The sequence below is a fragment of the Bradyrhizobium sp. 23AC genome (assembly GCF_054863025.1).
Map to the genome: position 1 here is coordinate 691,945 of NZ_JAVAYN010000001.1, position 13,893 is coordinate 705,837.

Below are 13,893 nucleotides of genomic sequence, written 5' to 3' on the forward strand. Positions count from 1 at the left end.
CGATCCGGATGAACTTGTTCATGGGCGGCCCTCTAGTTCTTCAAAAGGACTTCTTCGACCATTTTTCGCAACTCGCGCTTGATGCCAGTTTGCTTTTCGAGAATCGTGCGATCGATCAACGGAGGTGGAACGCCTACCTCCTTCATGGACGAGACCAGCAGGTCACGCTCTAAGCTGCAAGACGCAAAGCCTTGTTCCGCCGCTCGGTTGATGTCGCCGTTTAGGGACTTCAATTGACTGATAGCCGACGAATAGGCGCATTCGTTGTAGCGTTGGCTGACGTCTGTAAGCCGGGCGACGGTTGCCGCATCCTGCGCCAATATCTGACTGCCTGCACCAATTGAATATATTGCCGCGGCGGCAAGCGCCAGGCGATAGGCAGGCATCTCAGTCCTTTCGCCGGTTGTACGGGCTCTGGTTTGTAGGACTCAGGGACACTCCCTCAGAGGAGGCCTTGCCGTACACGGCAGCTTCAGTGCGCCCAAGCTTAAGGCCGATCACCCGCGTCGGAGTATTTTCCTTCGCAAGCTGCTTAAGCTGCTTCACATCCTGAGCGGTCCAGGGCTTGCCTGTGTTGCGCGTTGATTTTGCCATCGGAGCGTCCCTCAGTACCGTGGCGTGCGGGTGCCGAAGGTCCCGTTGTTCGGATTGTAGTTGCCACTGGTGCCGTAATTGTCGCGTTGGGTGCTATTCGGGTTTGTGGCGGTATAGGGCTGCACATACGTCCCATTGCTGCGCGTGTGGCCTGAGACGCTGTGGCTGCTCGGGTTCGAACCTGTCCCGAGATATTGGGCATACGAGGCGCTGTTGGTGAGCGTCAGTATACTGGCCGCCAAGATCCACTTAGTCATTTCCCCCTCCCGTGCTCTCTCGTTCTACGATATACAACCACGAAGTTTACCATTCGTCCAATACCTACTTTTGAAGGGCGGTGGCTTTGGCTGCGCCCAGGAGCGCAAGGAGACCCCGTTGGTGAAAGGCCTCCCATTGATCTTGGTGCTATTGTCGTCGTCAGCGAATGCACAATATTTCAAGTACTCTGATATCGCGTCTTCGCCTCCAGCCGACCAGAGCATGTATATTGCCGGTGTGGTCGATGCTTTGGCTCAAACGCCGAGTATCAACATATGTCTCGGAAGAACACTTCGCATGAAAGCGGGACAACTGACGATAAACGTCATGAACTACGCCGCCGGTAGGCCCGCCCTGCACGCCTTGGGAATGGCAGAGGTTGTGGCGGCCTATCTAAAGGAGGCGTGTCCTCAGGCGAGTTCGTTGGGAAAATCATCAAGGCAGTAACGGCGTAGCGAAAAGGCCGCGACTCGCTGCATAGGCGCAAATTGTGCCATCCACTCCTCGCAAGTCAGCTCGCGTTCATCGCCGTGATGATAGATGCAATGGCTCCCGGCGCCGATCTCGGCTTTGCCCTCTGCGATCAAGGCTTTCAATTCGTCTAGCGTCGGCTCCGTTTCCAAATAAACCGATGAGAACACGACACTGGGAAAAGCCGCCGCCTGCAGCACGCTCTCAAGACGAACCACACGAGATTTCAGGGTCATCGATCGGCCCTCATGGCGGCGTCAATGGCCGCTGCCCGCTGCTCTGCACTCCCCGTGGGCCGCCGCTCAATGCTCCGGCAGCGGTCAAGCTCTCGCAGCGCCCCTTGGTCCCCGTGGAGCACAGCTCGATCGGTCAATTCCTTCCGCCGCGCACTAGACAGTTGCGGCCGGCTTTTGCTGGTTGCGCGTTCCTCCAGGCTGACAATGCGCGCTTCGATGCCGTTCATCGGTGCATCACTTTACCAGTGAGACATAGGAAGCCGTCACGGGCTTGCACCTTGCCGGCTGCGACAAGCTCAGCCATTTGCCTATCTGCGTCGGCCTGGTCGGTCGCGGTGATAAAATGCATGCGCCTCACGCCGCGGCCTTGGCGGGCCTCCAACAGTTCCAGCCGGCGGGCAAGGCTAGTCTTCATGTCGGCACTCCGAGCAGAGCGTGGATCAATTCGGCGTCGCTCATTTCCTTCATGCGCGCCTCTGTAAAAGACTGGAAGGGTGAAAAGCCCCTCCCGGTGCGATCCGCCTCCGGACCCTCGGCAAGGCGGTCTATAGTCCGGTTGATCTGTTCGTATTCGACGGCCGTCATAGCCTGGCTGAACCGGTCGCTGTGCCAGCGGGGTTCTGGCAAGGGGCTGTCCTCGAACCATTCCGCGCAGATCACCTTATCGCCATGGGCGAACGTAACGCCCTTCATTGTTTCGAACACGTCGCCATCTGGTCGACGCCACACCACTAGCATTTCGTTCGGCCGGGTTCGGAGGCTTTCCAGCTTGACGATGCGGGATTCCAGACCACGCCCTGTCATTGCAACGTCTCCCGACCGTATCGGGCAAGCCATTCGTCAACGGTGTCGCAGTGGTGCGGCAGGATCGCGTGCCGTCGTCCTTCTGCCCTCGCCCGCATGATCGACGCTACTTCATCCGGTGTCGGCGGCCGGCCGATGCGTACGACATAGCCGCCCTTCGGCTTTTGGTGGTGCTCGAGCTTCGCAAGGCGGGTTTTGAGGCTCATTGATGCGTCATTCTTTCTAACCTCTCCAGCCGCTCAGCGAGTTCGGCGGTCTCGAAAGCCTTCACCCATGTATCAATCAGTTTACTGATCTCGCCGGCATCGGAGGGTGTGAGGTCGCCAGATGCGACCGCGGCAAGGACAGCAGACGAGACGTTGGCCGCATCCTGGGCGCTGTTGATCGATGGAAGTTCAAAACTGACGGGACGATCCTTCCGCGCCGGCATGATGCGATCAAGGCACAATCGGAGGGCGCCCATGTCGCCTGTAAGGGCTAGGTCGATTGCCTTCTGTGTTAAGGCCTCGGCCTGCCCATCCAAGAGGGCTTCCATTGCCAACGTGGTGACATTGCGAGCGCCCTTTGGACGACCGCTGGGGTTTCCGGACTGCCCCTTTTGAAAAGGCCGCCCCCGCTGTTTCTCAGCTGTTTTTTCAGTTCCCGGCATTAATGGGCGGCTCTGATGCAGGAGCTTCGACGATCAATCTGAAATTCTCATCGATGCCATAAGCCTGAGATTGGCTACTTTCGAGGTTCACTTCCTTATCGACCCAAACGAGCTTGTCGCCCTCCATTGTTTTACCCTGGAAGCAAACGACGAATTTCTGGCCGTCTTTTTCGTTAGCGGTGATTACGATCATTCGAGGCTCCTCTTATAGCCGAATGTAAGCGGTGACCAAGAGAGTAGGCTGGACGATAGGATGAGCGCCGCCGCCACCAGTGCTGTAGGTAGTGTCCAGGCCGTTGGAGCTGTTCACACGTACTCCTGTCACCGCAGCGCTGATTGTTGCAGTACCGTAGCCAGAGATGGTGAAGCTGCCGCCGCCCGTTGTGCTCGAACTGACGCCAGTAATGTTGTGACCATGCGTATGGCCTGGATCGTAAATGCTGGCCGAATGAAAGTGCGAAGGCATTTGGGCGATGGTCAGCGTCTGGTTTTCAGCGCCGCCAGCTGCGCCTAGTGTGCCCGGGTTGGCACCGAAGTAAGTTGCCGTCAGCCGGCCACTATCGAGATTGCCCATATCGCCAAGTCCAGCGCGCACACGCGCTCGGCAATCGGGCAACGTCAGCGTTTTGTTCGCAGCGAAGTCTGCGGCCGAACTCGCTCCACGCCCACCCGAGACCGCAAGATTTGGATCCTGCTGCCAAAGGAAGTTGAACAGGGCTTGCGTATCGGTATTAGCGCGTTCGGTCGCACCCGATGTTGAAGCGCCAATGGTTCTGCCATTGCAGCGAACGAATCCAGACACGATGCCAGTCGCGTACATGTCGATGATCTGGCCTGTTTGCAGTAGGCTGGTTTGATCGACGCTGCCTCCACCACCTCCGCCCGAGGAAGGCCCGATGACCAACACGTTGTCGGCGACGAGCTGCTGAACGCCATTTTTGTCCGTCAGTCTGACTTTGATTGACCCATCAGCGCAGAACAGCTGTGGGACCCGGCCGGCGGAATCCAATGTAATCGGGTTAGGCCAAGGGATTGTGAGCCCGGAATCTTGGAAGCAATTTTGCGGGGCCCCGACCGTGCCGGCCTGGATCAAGAAGAGCCGCCCGCCGCTCAGGGGTTTCCCCAGCGCATCGAACTGCTGCGTCATCGAGAGTGGGATCGTGCCGGCGGCAAAAGCCGACCCCATCAGAATAGCGAAACACGATAACGCCGCCGAGGTTGCTTTGAAGAAGAAGCGCGCCATTCAGGCCGCTCCAGCGAATTGCTGCGGATCTACGCCGTCCGCTTCCAGCCGTACGAGCACGGATTGGCGAAGGTATTCGGATTTCGATTGGCACTTTCGCCGGGCCGCGGCGTCGATCGCTTCCGACAGACCAGCCGGCGCACGAAATTGCACCAAATGCTCGAACTTAAAGGAAACGTCCATCTCTCTTCCTCATGCAGGCTGCATGAGACTTTCAGTACGAGGGATGTATCAGCGACGCCATTTCAAGGCTGCGGGTATCGCGCGCTTAGTGGAGGCTGCGAACTTTGCGGTTGTAGTGGTCCGGTCATTAACTTAACGTATCTCGCGGCTGCCATGATGTCGCCGAAGGGCCCAATGTCAGACGTCGCCCGCGAGAAAGACGCCGTCCTTCTGGGCGGTCTTACTCCGCATCGATCCTGTAAACGTCGCCGGGTTCGAGCTTGAGTTCCTCGAACATCCTTTGCTGCTTCTCAGTGAGAACCGCTGGTACAACTTCCGCCGTCCAGCCTTCAGGGAGAGCCGCTAGGACCAGCGTCAACGCCTGATTGGGCTTGGCCAAGGCTAACCACATCTGCCTCGTCGGCCGCGCCGCGTCGTCTGAGGTCACCTCAACGAGAGTGAACGAATTGCCGAACGACTCTGCCATCACCGGCTAATGCCGCAGCGTGTCCCTAGTTGCTAGTTGTTAGTTGGGGGCAGTCGGACGGGGCCGGCAATCAACCTATAGGTGGGCACCCAAGCGGTGTTCCAAGATTCTATGGTCGCGCCGCAGACCGAGCACTCGAAGCTGGCGATCTGCCGACTCGGGGCCATCGCCTCGGTTCGGCTATAGACCGCGCCACACCGACAGGATCGGTTATGAGAATCGAGCATGCCCATTTATGCGCCCAAAAGGCGAAGCAGGCCACTGCGAAAATCGAACTAGGCCGCTGAGGCTGGGAATAGCCTGGAACAGCTGTGTAGGGTGTCCGCCTTGCTCCCAACTCTGCATGTGGTTACTTTCCACAGTGAAGCTCAATTGGGTACTAGCAGAGACTTCACATGCTAACGAAGACGCGCGAGTACATTGATTTTTGGGTCCAGAATAGCGTTCACGCTGCGGAGCAATACGGGACACCCGGCGCTTCACAAAGCGTGGATGTATTGGTTGAGCGCCTCGTTGACGGGGCCAAGAATCAAAACATCACGCGAGAGGCCATCGAGAAAGAGGTCGGTGATCTAAAGCAGTACATTGAGGGAAAGCTCGCGGCTGCCAACCGGATTGAGCAGGATCGCCGCAAATAACATCGACTTGCACCTGAGTTCCAGGGCCGCGAGTCTGTCTTAGCTCCGATCACGAAGGCACTGCGAGAACAACCATGGCAATGCGAGAGGAAATAAAGCGAGTGATACATGCGGCAACACCCGGTATGTCGCAACAGCTCTACTCAACACTGCTGGTGTTGGGCGAGCTCTTAAGCAGCGCACTCGACAGAATCGATGAGCTCGAGAAGAAAGCCGACAGACAAACGGCGGATAAACGCTGATCGAGCACCAAGGGGAAGAACATCCCTGAATGGACCTTCAAGACGCATCACCTGCCGGCCTTGTCCTCGACCTCTCGCGCTAACCGCTCCGCTCTGAGACGTCTGTGGTTTTCTTGGAACTCTGGATCGGCCTGACTGTCCGCAATCGTTTGCCGCGCTCCGTTTGGGTTTTGCGCTTTGCGGTCCGCCTCGTCGGCTACCTGCTGCTGGGCGGAGCGTTTCCGTTCGGTCATTACTAGATCCTTGCACTCATTGATCAGGGCCGTATCGCCCTGCAAAGATAGTTGGAAGAAGGAGTCATCAAGTCACTTCGCGTAACCCTGGGATCGGAGCCACGCGATCCGACGCTCTCCATTCATCCAATCGTCAATTTCGGTCTTGCTTGCGAAGCCCGTGATTTGCCGGGGTTCTGCGCCTGGGTATTCGGCGATGATAGCCCAGTCTCCTTCAGAGTTACGGACTGGTTTGAAACTCACTTTTACTTTTGCCATGCCGAACTATGCAGGAAAGTGCGCAAAAAGTGAAGGGCGCGGGATCATTTCGAGCCGCCAGCCCGGCCGACGCCTGGTCCTTTTTGCAGACGGTCGTTCCCAATCAATCACCAGGTTCGGAACAAACCACCACCCGTGATGAGAAGCACCGGTGGCTTTCTTATTGAAGTCTCTCAACTGCTGGTGTATTGTTTCGAATATCGATACTGGCCGAACAACTGTTCCGCTTTCGCCTCAGCTCCTGACGGCGCGCACGTTTCAGACATTCTCCAACATCGACTAACCGGAACGCTGGCCGCAACTCCGCGTGCCGGATCCTGCGCGTATACGAAAGGGACGACCTGATGAACACAGGCACAGTGAAGTGGTTTAACAGCCAAAAGGGCTTCGGCTTTATCCAGCCGTCAAACGGCAGCAGCGACGTTTTTGTTCATATCAGCGCGGTCGAACGCGCCGGTATGGATACTCTCAGCGAAGGTCAGACGCTGTCTTATGACGTCGTCGCAGACCGTCGTACGGGCAAGTCCGCCGCTGAAAATCTTCGTGCTGCTGCTTAAGTAAGAGCACGACAGACCTGTCGCTCTCGCCACGGATGTACTGGCAGAGCTTGTGGTCATGCCCCGTTCCCAAATCATTGGGAGCGGGGTTTTTGACGGAATCCAGTCAAAGCGATACCCAAGTAAGCTCGTCAGTGGCTTCGCGTCAAAATTATCACACGTAGTTACCGAGAGAAGAGCCGCCAATTTTGTCTGGACTGCGTTCGCCAAGCCAACTCAAGCGTGACGTTGGTACTAGCGGCAGCCTCAGATCGCTGGACCGCTGACACGTAGTTCGATCCCTGGCGAGAGACAGCAAAGGCTGTTCGAAGAGCTAAACCACGAGCGGTGCATGCGGACTGCGGGAGTTACCCCCCGCTGCCAGGGATGCCTTTCCCGTTTATGTTCGCTGGCTCGACCGATGCGACCTGTTCAAACTCTTCAAGAAACCATTCGTGGGTGCATTGGGCGGCCGTGCAATTGGACAAACGTGGTAGGTTAAGAGCAAAGCAGGAGATCAAATGAGCATTGTAAAGCGGCATCTGGCCGAGCAGGAAGAGCGGCTGGTCTTAGTCGAGGAAATCTGCATCGATATAGGAGCGCTCGTCTTGGATACCGCTACAGACGAAGTCTACTTTTCTGCGGATGAAGAGGCTTACAGGAGCGCCTACGTCGCCGTGTTTCAGGCGTGGGCGAAGGGTACAATCAAGGGCACAGCGGAACAGATATTCGACGCTACAAAATCCATACTCGAGGATTAACGAACCGCCAAGGCAAAATGGTCCGTACGCGAGCGCGTCAGGATCCGGAAGCAACAGGATGCATTCCAGCCCCGCTGGAGCCGCCCCAACCGTGAGGTATACACATGTCCTATGCGTATAAGCTCAATGAAGACGTTCGCCATCAACCCCAAGTCCCACAAGGACGGGCCGGAACTGAACAGCCCGCGATTTACACCATCGTACAGCAAATGCCCATCGAGTCCGATGGACGGGTAAGGTACCGCATCAAGTGCAAGTCCGAGAAGATCGAGCGCGTCGTTACGGAAGATCAGCTTTCGTACCTCCTGTGACGTCCAGCGGTTGATCGATCGCGAAAATTTCCTGAGAGCGCGAGCCGTGTTACGCAAAAGGCGGTACCTCGACCAGCGTTCCGATCAATCGCAACAATGCTTGCTGTTCGGGCCCACTTCCGTGGCGCAAGAACTCACCCAACTCGATGTGAGATAGGCGGCCACCAGAGGGCGCATTGGGCTGGTGGATGATGAAAGCATGTCCGCTTGCCGGTTCGCGAGCGATGAACCATGCGTCGCCATTCGGGCTCCGATAGAGCTCTCGCCGTTCTGACATATTTCCTCCTAGCTCCCCCAAACAATATAAGAGGCGATGGCCGCTTACGAGAGAGTGGTATGCGAATCGCCACCCATCTTCTGGTCGGGCGCTTTAGGAACCTACATGACCCGCTACGGCATCGCGCTGGGAAACAGGACGGTCTTAGCACCGAACTTTGAACGCGGAGAGAGCCAAACGATCGGGGCCAGGTTTGCTGAGGGTCACAAGCGGTCCTCGCGGATCTGCCTGCGTAGGTCCGCTCCGCCCCGGCTTGCGGAAGATTTTGGCGCAGGCAGGCCGAACCGTTCAAAATACTGAGTAACTTCCGAGCTTGAGTGGTCCCCAGAATGATACGCTGCGAGAGCCGCCATATCGCCATCCAGGAACATCGCCAGAGCAACTTGGCTGACGACCCATACGCCGCCACCAACACGACGGCCAAGACCGTGCTGGGGGCACCAATTTCGGATGGTCGTCTCAGATTTTCCCGCTCTCCTGGCCGCCGCTGCGAGGCTTATGCCTTCCCGAGGGTCGTACGGCATCAGGATCTTCAGATGAGAATGCTCTGGCGGTTTCATTTTTCCACCGTCCTAAGCAGCGTTGCCAGCGGGCCCGCCGAACCGCCCGCCCGTGCCAAGGCGTGCTGGATGGTCTCGACCGGGCAGCCATGCTGGAGGGCCAAGGACGCGACGATTGCCGCGTCCTGAGCGTTGGTCTCGGCGGCCGTGCCGACCTTCGTCCCGTTGATGAAGACTTCCGCGATACGGCCGTCCTCGAACCGGCCGATGCCGCCGGTGTAGGACTGCCCATCGCATTCGAACCGGAAGAGCCAATGGGCTCTCCGATCCTCCAGGCGAGATCTGGGGCCTGTCATTGCGGACCTCCAGCCTCTCCATGGGCGCCCAAATCATCCATAGGCGCCCGTGTTTGGGAGGGGGCGCCCATGGGGTTTTTGGGCGCCCATGGTGCGTCCGGCAACTCCAACACGTACCGAGAACCGGGGCCAAATCCATCTCTGGTGGACTTGATTCCCAGCTCGGTCCGGGCATCGCGGAAGGCCTTGCTCTTGCTCAGCCGCTTGTCATCCTCAAGCAATGCCGCCGCCCGCGCCTGACGCTCGACCTCCAGAACGTCCACCGGACCGGCCGAGAGGATGTCCCTCAGGAACTGCATGACGTCGTCCTTGCCGCCGCCCGACTGCCCCTTCTTGGCTCCGCGGTTCTCCGAAGCAGACAGCGCTTCGTCGATCGACTCGCTGACGTGGTCGCCCTCAAACATGACGTTCGATGACATGACGTCGTCGCCAACCAGGCGCTGCTCGAGCCGGAAGGCCAACCCCTTGCACTTCTTGCCGAGGTTATTCTTGGCCTGGAGCAAGAACCGCCGCTCGTCGTCCTCCGGATCCTCAATCACGGCGAACGCAGCTCGGGCCGCAGCCACGAACGCGATCGACCCGGCAAACCGGTTCAAAGCGCTCTGGTTACCGCCACCGCCACCCTTGTTGAGGTGCGTCACGGCCACCACGGCGATGCGCAGACGGTTAGCCATGTCGGCTAACGGCTCCAGGACTTCCCGGGTCTCCACGTTCCCGTTGCCGTCGCTGCCGCCCATGTAAGCCGAGATGGGATCGACGATGATCAGCCTGACAGTGCCGATTTTCCTCGCCATCTCTTCCAGGAGATCGACGTCCGTCTTCAGGCTGAACGTCTTCCGACCGGTCCCGTCCGGCTTTGTCGCGGACGACACGATGTGAACGCGCTCGCGATCGGCTCCCGCCGCCATGAGGCGCGGGATGATGGTGTCCTGTACGCCGTCTTCCGCAGACATGAAGATGACATCGCCCGGGAGCGTCGAGCCCTCACCACACGGCCAGTGGCCACCGTTCGAGACGGTAGCCGACATGAACGCGGTCAGTTGGCTCTTGCCCAAACCGGGCGGACCACCCAACAGGACGAGCTTGCCTTCCGGGATGCGACCAGGCCAGACCCAGACAAGCTTCTCCGGTTCGAGGTCGCTGGCACGATGCGCAATCAACCTGCGCTTTGCCGGCTTGGCACCAGACGCCGTTTGATCGGGCTTCTGCTTCTGGGCCGAGGTCCGTTCGGCGTATCGGCCGATCAGCTCTTCCACCTCGCGCCGATCTTGCCCAAAGTATCCGTGAGCGATGGCGATTTCTGAGAGACGATCAACCATCACGTTCTTGGGTACCCATTGGCTCGCCACGGCTTCCGCCAGCGTTGCGGCGGCTTCCGTGAACACGGCGAACTTGGCCTCCTGAGACGCCAGCGCCACGCTGCGCTTTACCTCGCGCAATATTTTCGCGGCCGTGGGGCCATACTGTCGCTCATCGCCATGGGCCGTGTCAGTTGCACTGTCTCCCGGGCGGCTCTGAGATTGGTCTGAGCCCCGGGCGTTCGCCGACAGAGCTTCGGCGCGCCGCCTCAGCTCGTCCGCGGTCAGGGGGGCACGTTGATGGAAGTTCACTATGCGACCTCCGCAACAACGGTGATGGAGGTCTCGAGCCGATAGCGACCATGCATTCCGGGAAATGCTCCCGCATGCGGCTCATTGGTCGTCGAGATATTCAAGCCCGCTTTCCTGAGCATGTAGATGTAGTGCGAGCCGCGCGGAGCGGGATTGTCGAGCAGGGTGATACCTGCCGTCCCGGCGTCGATCAGCCTACGCAGCATCCATGCTTGGCGCCCGGTGAAGGTCTGGCGCGACCCGTCGGTTTTGGAGATGGTCAGCCTGCTCATTGCTCCACCCCCGATCCGATGCCGGCGAGGTTTGCGATCAAATCGGCGACCGCCGGGTGAACGCGGTACCGACGCGCGACGAAGCTCCCAGCCAGCGTGGTCGGGCGCACCACGACGATGCGCCAGCTAAACAATGGCAGGTCTGAAACCGATTGTGTTTTGAGATGTCGTTTGCTACAGGTTTTCAAGTTCAAGACTCCTAAAGAGCCCGGTGCGCACGATCTGATCCGCCAAGATGTGGATCGTGCAGCCGGGTTTTCGTTTTGGGGGATAGGGGTTAGGCAACGCGCCGGACTTCGGAGGTCGATCGGACTAACGGGCCGATCTTTCCTTGTGCCCAGGCGTCGAGTCCCGAGATTGGGTATAAGGGGAAGCGACCGGCGAGCCGAAAAGGCGGGCCTTCCGAACTCACGCAAGCAAGCTTTGCCAGCGTCTTGGGTGAGCACGGGACGTTGTAGGTCTCGACAACATATTTCGCTGCTTGAGCGCGCCGCAGCAGGCGTTCGGGGTTGATTTCAGCGTTTTCTTTCATCGGGTCTCTCATCAACCGAGGGGAATCCTCTTCGTCGACGTGAAACCTCTCGCATAGTCGCGAGACCGAAAGCCGCTCAGAACCCGTCCAAAACTGATCATAACCTCCGATCAGGGGTTATGATCAAAGGTCCCTCAACCACGCCGTGATGTAGCGGCGAACGGTTGGCTCGGCCAAATCAACACCCTTCTTGGCCCATTCGTTCATGACTGCCTCGGCAAGCTGACTCTTGCTCGGCAGGCGCTTATTTCCGCGACCTGGTCGGCCATGTTGCTTCACCAAGCCGAGCGCGTATTCCCTGACTGCGTCCCAATCGTACTCGAGCGGCCGGCCACCCTTGTCCCGCTCCCTGACCTCAACATCAGCCATCGGACCAGACGCCGAATAATACCAGTCCGAAAAGGAGTCTTCCTTGATCAAGATCGAAGCCCAGACACCATTCTCGACTTCTTGAAAGTTCACGTCGAGCGGGGCTCCCGGAACAAACGGCGGAATGGGCACCAGATGCGTTCCGCCAGTCTCGACATACGTCAGACCGTCGTCAAACCAGCTCATAGCATTTTCTTGGGCCCAAGCCTCTGCAGGCTGGTCGAATCGCTCCCCGGTCCGGACGAACTGCAGCACAGATTGAAGTTCGCCTGCATTCAGTGCTGTTCGAAGTAGCTTTTGGCTTTCCTGGTAGGCCTTAAAGCGCTCTTCGATCGTGTTATCGGGTAGTTCGCCAGTCTTACGATCCCGAAGACTTAGCTCGATGCCCTCCAGCGTCCGCCGGAGATCCTTGAAATGCGAGCTTTCACCCAGCCTCTCGTAAGCATTAATCTCCGAGAGGGTCATCTTGGCATGGTCCCAGAGGCGCTCGTCCAACTCCCGCGCTATAAGCAACACAGCCCTTTCGAGGGCGTAGAATCCCTTTGGGACAAAGTCCGCCATTGCACTTCCGCTTGTGCTCCGCATATGGACGACGCGGCAGGCTGGTGCGGACCAGCTTTTCGGGAGCTACCCTAGCCGCGCCGATTGATCAGGCCTTCCGAAACCGGACGACCTTGCTCTGTTTCTTTCCGTTCATGGCGTCATCGATGTGCTTGGCGACGCGGTCGGCAGCCGCCAGGAGCGCCGCGTCGATTTTGTGAAGATAGCCCAGCGTCACGTTTCCTTTTTTGGAATGCCCGATGAGCGCCTTGATCGTCGGTATCGTGTAGCCCAAGTCCTCGGCCGTTGAGCTGAACGAGTGCCGCAAGCCATGGCTGGTGATCCCCGGGACGTCCTTCGCCGACACCTTCTGCAGCCATCGCGTCAAGCCGGTATGATGTTTCGTGTCGGTCGTTATGGCAGGAAAGACATATTTCGACTTAGACTTGGCCATCGCGTCTTTCAGGACCGCAATAACTACGGGTCCAACAGGACGGATGCTCTTGCCAGTCTTGCTGTCGCCGAGGCGAAGGGCCATCCCGGCGGTGTCCACCTCGATCTTCAGCAATCCCTCCACCTCGTCCAACCGGCAACCAGTCATGGCGGATGTCCGGCTCGCGAGGACGCGCTGCCAATGCTCGCCGTTTGCCTCGGCGGTGGCGAGGCACTTACCCAACCGGCGATAGCCGGCGTCATCTAGGCGCCACTCTCTGGTTTGATCTTTGGGACGCCGAATGCCGCTCACCGGATTGTCGGGCCGATAGCCCTCGTCGACGGCGTAACTGAAGATGCCACCCAGCAGCCCCATCGTCCTGGCTGCTGTTCCCCTCCCGCCGGTCACAATGGCCCGGCCTCGGGTCTTGGTCTTCACGTCGGCCGCTGATTTGCCCGCTATGATGTCCCGTTGGAAGCCCTTTGCGTCCGTGGAAGTGAAGCCCTTCACGGTCTTCTTGCCGACCAGCTTGATGATGTGGCGCTCGATGCGGCCCTTATCGCTGTACAGGGTGGTCTTGCTTTTGACCTCGCCCCTTCGCGTGAGGATGAGGCCCCGCTGCGCCTTGTCCAGGTACTCGCGGCATAGTTCCTCGACGGTCATCGCGCCGCGTGCCAGCTTCTTGCTCTCGACGGGATCTGCACCCCTCACAACATCCGCGAGGGCCAGCTTGGCGTCTCGGCGAGCCTCCTCCGGGGTCAGAACGCCGTAGCGCCCCAAGGTGAGGCGCCGGCTACGGTTGTTGGCGTTCCGGTACTGCACCAGGAAGGACTTGGCCCCGCTCTTTTTCACGCGCAAGCCAAAGCCCCGGAGCTCGTTGTCCCAAATAACGAGGTCTTTTCCGGTGGTATGTGCGGCATCCACGACGCGCTTGGTCAGCTTCGGCAAATTTCCCTCGGGTAAGCACCGGGTAAGCAGGCGCCGGAAAACGGGGGAAATCTGAGGAAACGACCGTAGCCCCCAAATCAGGCTGATTTCAGCCTATAGCCGAGGACCATCAATTCCAAGGGATTTCAGGTAAGCAGGGGTAATTTCCCCACCCTTGCCCTCCGAAGGCAAAG

At 58.7% G+C, this 13,893-nt stretch carries 21 protein-coding genes; 4 read left to right on the forward strand and 17 right to left on the reverse strand.

Annotated features, from left to right (window positions below; all coding sequences use genetic code 11):
* Positions 1–32 precede the first annotated feature (32 nt).
* The 10 genes from RAD10_RS03195 to RAD10_RS03240 all read right to left on the reverse strand — a co-directional run bounded on the left by RAD10_RS03195 (position 33) and on the right by RAD10_RS03240 (position 4,904).
* Positions 33–386, reverse strand: coding sequence for a hypothetical protein (locus tag RAD10_RS03195; protein WP_461616299.1), 354 nt, complete (start codon positions 384–386; stop codon positions 33–35).
* Positions 387–605: 219 nt separating this feature from the next.
* Complete coding sequence (locus RAD10_RS03200; protein WP_461616300.1) at positions 606–851, reverse strand: hypothetical protein; 246 nt, start codon at positions 849–851, stop codon at positions 606–608.
* A gap of 411 nt (positions 852–1,262) precedes the next feature.
* Positions 1,263–1,559, reverse strand: a complete 297-nt coding sequence (locus RAD10_RS03205; RefSeq protein ID WP_461616301.1) for a hypothetical protein — start codon at positions 1,557–1,559, stop codon at positions 1,263–1,265.
* A gap of 411 nt (positions 1,560–1,970) precedes the next feature.
* Positions 1,971–2,363: a hypothetical protein gene (locus RAD10_RS03210; RefSeq protein WP_461616302.1), complete on the reverse strand. Its 393-nt coding sequence runs from the start codon at positions 2,361–2,363 to the stop codon at positions 1,971–1,973.
* Positions 2,360–2,569: a hypothetical protein gene (locus RAD10_RS03215; RefSeq protein WP_461616303.1), complete on the reverse strand. Its 210-nt coding sequence runs from the start codon at positions 2,567–2,569 to the stop codon at positions 2,360–2,362. Before RAD10_RS03215 ends, RAD10_RS03210 begins: the two co-directional genes overlap by 4 nt.
* The gene (locus RAD10_RS03220; protein ID WP_461616304.1) at positions 2,566–3,012 is read right to left on the reverse strand and encodes a DUF5681 domain-containing protein; all 447 of its coding nucleotides are present in this window, start codon (positions 3,010–3,012) and stop codon (positions 2,566–2,568) included. Before RAD10_RS03220 ends, RAD10_RS03215 begins: the two co-directional genes overlap by 4 nt.
* On the reverse strand, positions 2,999–3,205 hold the full coding sequence (locus tag RAD10_RS03225; protein WP_461616305.1) for a hypothetical protein: 207 nt from the start codon (positions 3,203–3,205) through the stop codon (positions 2,999–3,001). Before RAD10_RS03225 ends, RAD10_RS03220 begins: the two co-directional genes overlap by 14 nt.
* A 12-nt stretch (positions 3,206–3,217) precedes the next feature.
* Positions 3,218–4,255, reverse strand: coding sequence for a hypothetical protein (locus RAD10_RS03230; protein ID WP_461616306.1), 1,038 nt, complete (start codon positions 4,253–4,255; stop codon positions 3,218–3,220).
* Positions 4,256–4,438 carry a hypothetical protein gene (locus RAD10_RS03235; RefSeq protein ID WP_461616307.1) on the reverse strand — a complete coding sequence of 61 codons (183 nt, stop codon included), beginning with the start codon at positions 4,436–4,438 and terminating at the stop codon, positions 4,256–4,258.
* Positions 4,439–4,658: 220 nt separating this feature from the next.
* Positions 4,659–4,904: a hypothetical protein gene (locus RAD10_RS03240; protein WP_461616308.1), complete on the reverse strand. Its 246-nt coding sequence runs from the start codon at positions 4,902–4,904 to the stop codon at positions 4,659–4,661.
* Positions 4,905–5,299: 395 nt separating this feature from the next.
* On the opposite strand from RAD10_RS03240, the gene RAD10_RS03245 reads away from it, so the two are divergent.
* From RAD10_RS03245 to RAD10_RS03260, 4 genes are all read left to right on the forward strand, one after another.
* Positions 5,300–5,542 (forward strand): hypothetical protein, encoded by a 243-nt coding sequence (locus RAD10_RS03245; protein WP_461616309.1) that lies wholly within the window; start codon positions 5,300–5,302, stop codon positions 5,540–5,542.
* A gap of 74 nt (positions 5,543–5,616) precedes the next feature.
* Positions 5,617–5,784: a hypothetical protein gene (locus RAD10_RS03250; RefSeq protein ID WP_254137897.1), complete on the forward strand. Its 168-nt coding sequence runs from the start codon at positions 5,617–5,619 to the stop codon at positions 5,782–5,784.
* 835 nt (positions 5,785–6,619) lie between these two features.
* Positions 6,620–6,832, forward strand: a complete 213-nt coding sequence (locus RAD10_RS03255; RefSeq protein ID WP_461616310.1) for a cold-shock protein — start codon at positions 6,620–6,622, stop codon at positions 6,830–6,832.
* A 500-nt stretch (positions 6,833–7,332) separates the two neighbouring features.
* On the forward strand, positions 7,333–7,572 hold the full coding sequence (locus tag RAD10_RS03260) for a hypothetical protein (RefSeq protein WP_461616311.1): 240 nt from the start codon (positions 7,333–7,335) through the stop codon (positions 7,570–7,572).
* A gap of 1,144 nt (positions 7,573–8,716) precedes the next feature.
* Here the strand turns inward: RAD10_RS03260 and RAD10_RS03265 are convergent.
* The 7 genes from RAD10_RS03265 to RAD10_RS03295 form a co-directional block, all read right to left on the reverse strand.
* The gene (locus RAD10_RS03265) at positions 8,717–9,016 is read right to left on the reverse strand and encodes a TSCPD domain-containing protein (protein ID WP_461616312.1); all 300 of its coding nucleotides are present in this window, start codon (positions 9,014–9,016) and stop codon (positions 8,717–8,719) included.
* Positions 9,013–10,626 carry an AAA family ATPase gene (locus RAD10_RS03270; protein ID WP_461616313.1) on the reverse strand — a complete coding sequence of 538 codons (1,614 nt, stop codon included), beginning with the start codon at positions 10,624–10,626 and terminating at the stop codon, positions 9,013–9,015. The genes RAD10_RS03265 and RAD10_RS03270 overlap by 4 nt, the downstream gene beginning before the upstream one ends.
* Positions 10,626–10,898, reverse strand: a complete 273-nt coding sequence (locus RAD10_RS03275) for a winged helix domain-containing protein (protein ID WP_461616314.1) — start codon at positions 10,896–10,898, stop codon at positions 10,626–10,628. The genes RAD10_RS03270 and RAD10_RS03275 overlap by 1 nt, the downstream gene beginning before the upstream one ends.
* Positions 10,895–11,086, reverse strand: a complete 192-nt coding sequence (locus RAD10_RS03280) for a hypothetical protein (protein WP_461616315.1) — start codon at positions 11,084–11,086, stop codon at positions 10,895–10,897. Before RAD10_RS03280 ends, RAD10_RS03275 begins: the two co-directional genes overlap by 4 nt.
* A gap of 89 nt (positions 11,087–11,175) precedes the next feature.
* A complete protein-coding gene (locus RAD10_RS03285) occupies positions 11,176–11,430 on the reverse strand; it encodes a hypothetical protein (RefSeq protein ID WP_461616316.1) in 255 nt (84 codons plus the stop codon).
* Positions 11,431–11,553: 123 nt separating this feature from the next.
* Positions 11,554–12,360 carry a hypothetical protein gene (locus RAD10_RS03290; RefSeq protein ID WP_461616317.1) on the reverse strand — a complete coding sequence of 269 codons (807 nt, stop codon included), beginning with the start codon at positions 12,358–12,360 and terminating at the stop codon, positions 11,554–11,556.
* 88 nt (positions 12,361–12,448) lie between these two features.
* Positions 12,449–13,720 carry a tyrosine-type recombinase/integrase gene (locus RAD10_RS03295; RefSeq protein WP_461616318.1) on the reverse strand — a complete coding sequence of 424 codons (1,272 nt, stop codon included), beginning with the start codon at positions 13,718–13,720 and terminating at the stop codon, positions 12,449–12,451.
* Positions 13,721–13,893 lie beyond the last annotated feature (173 nt).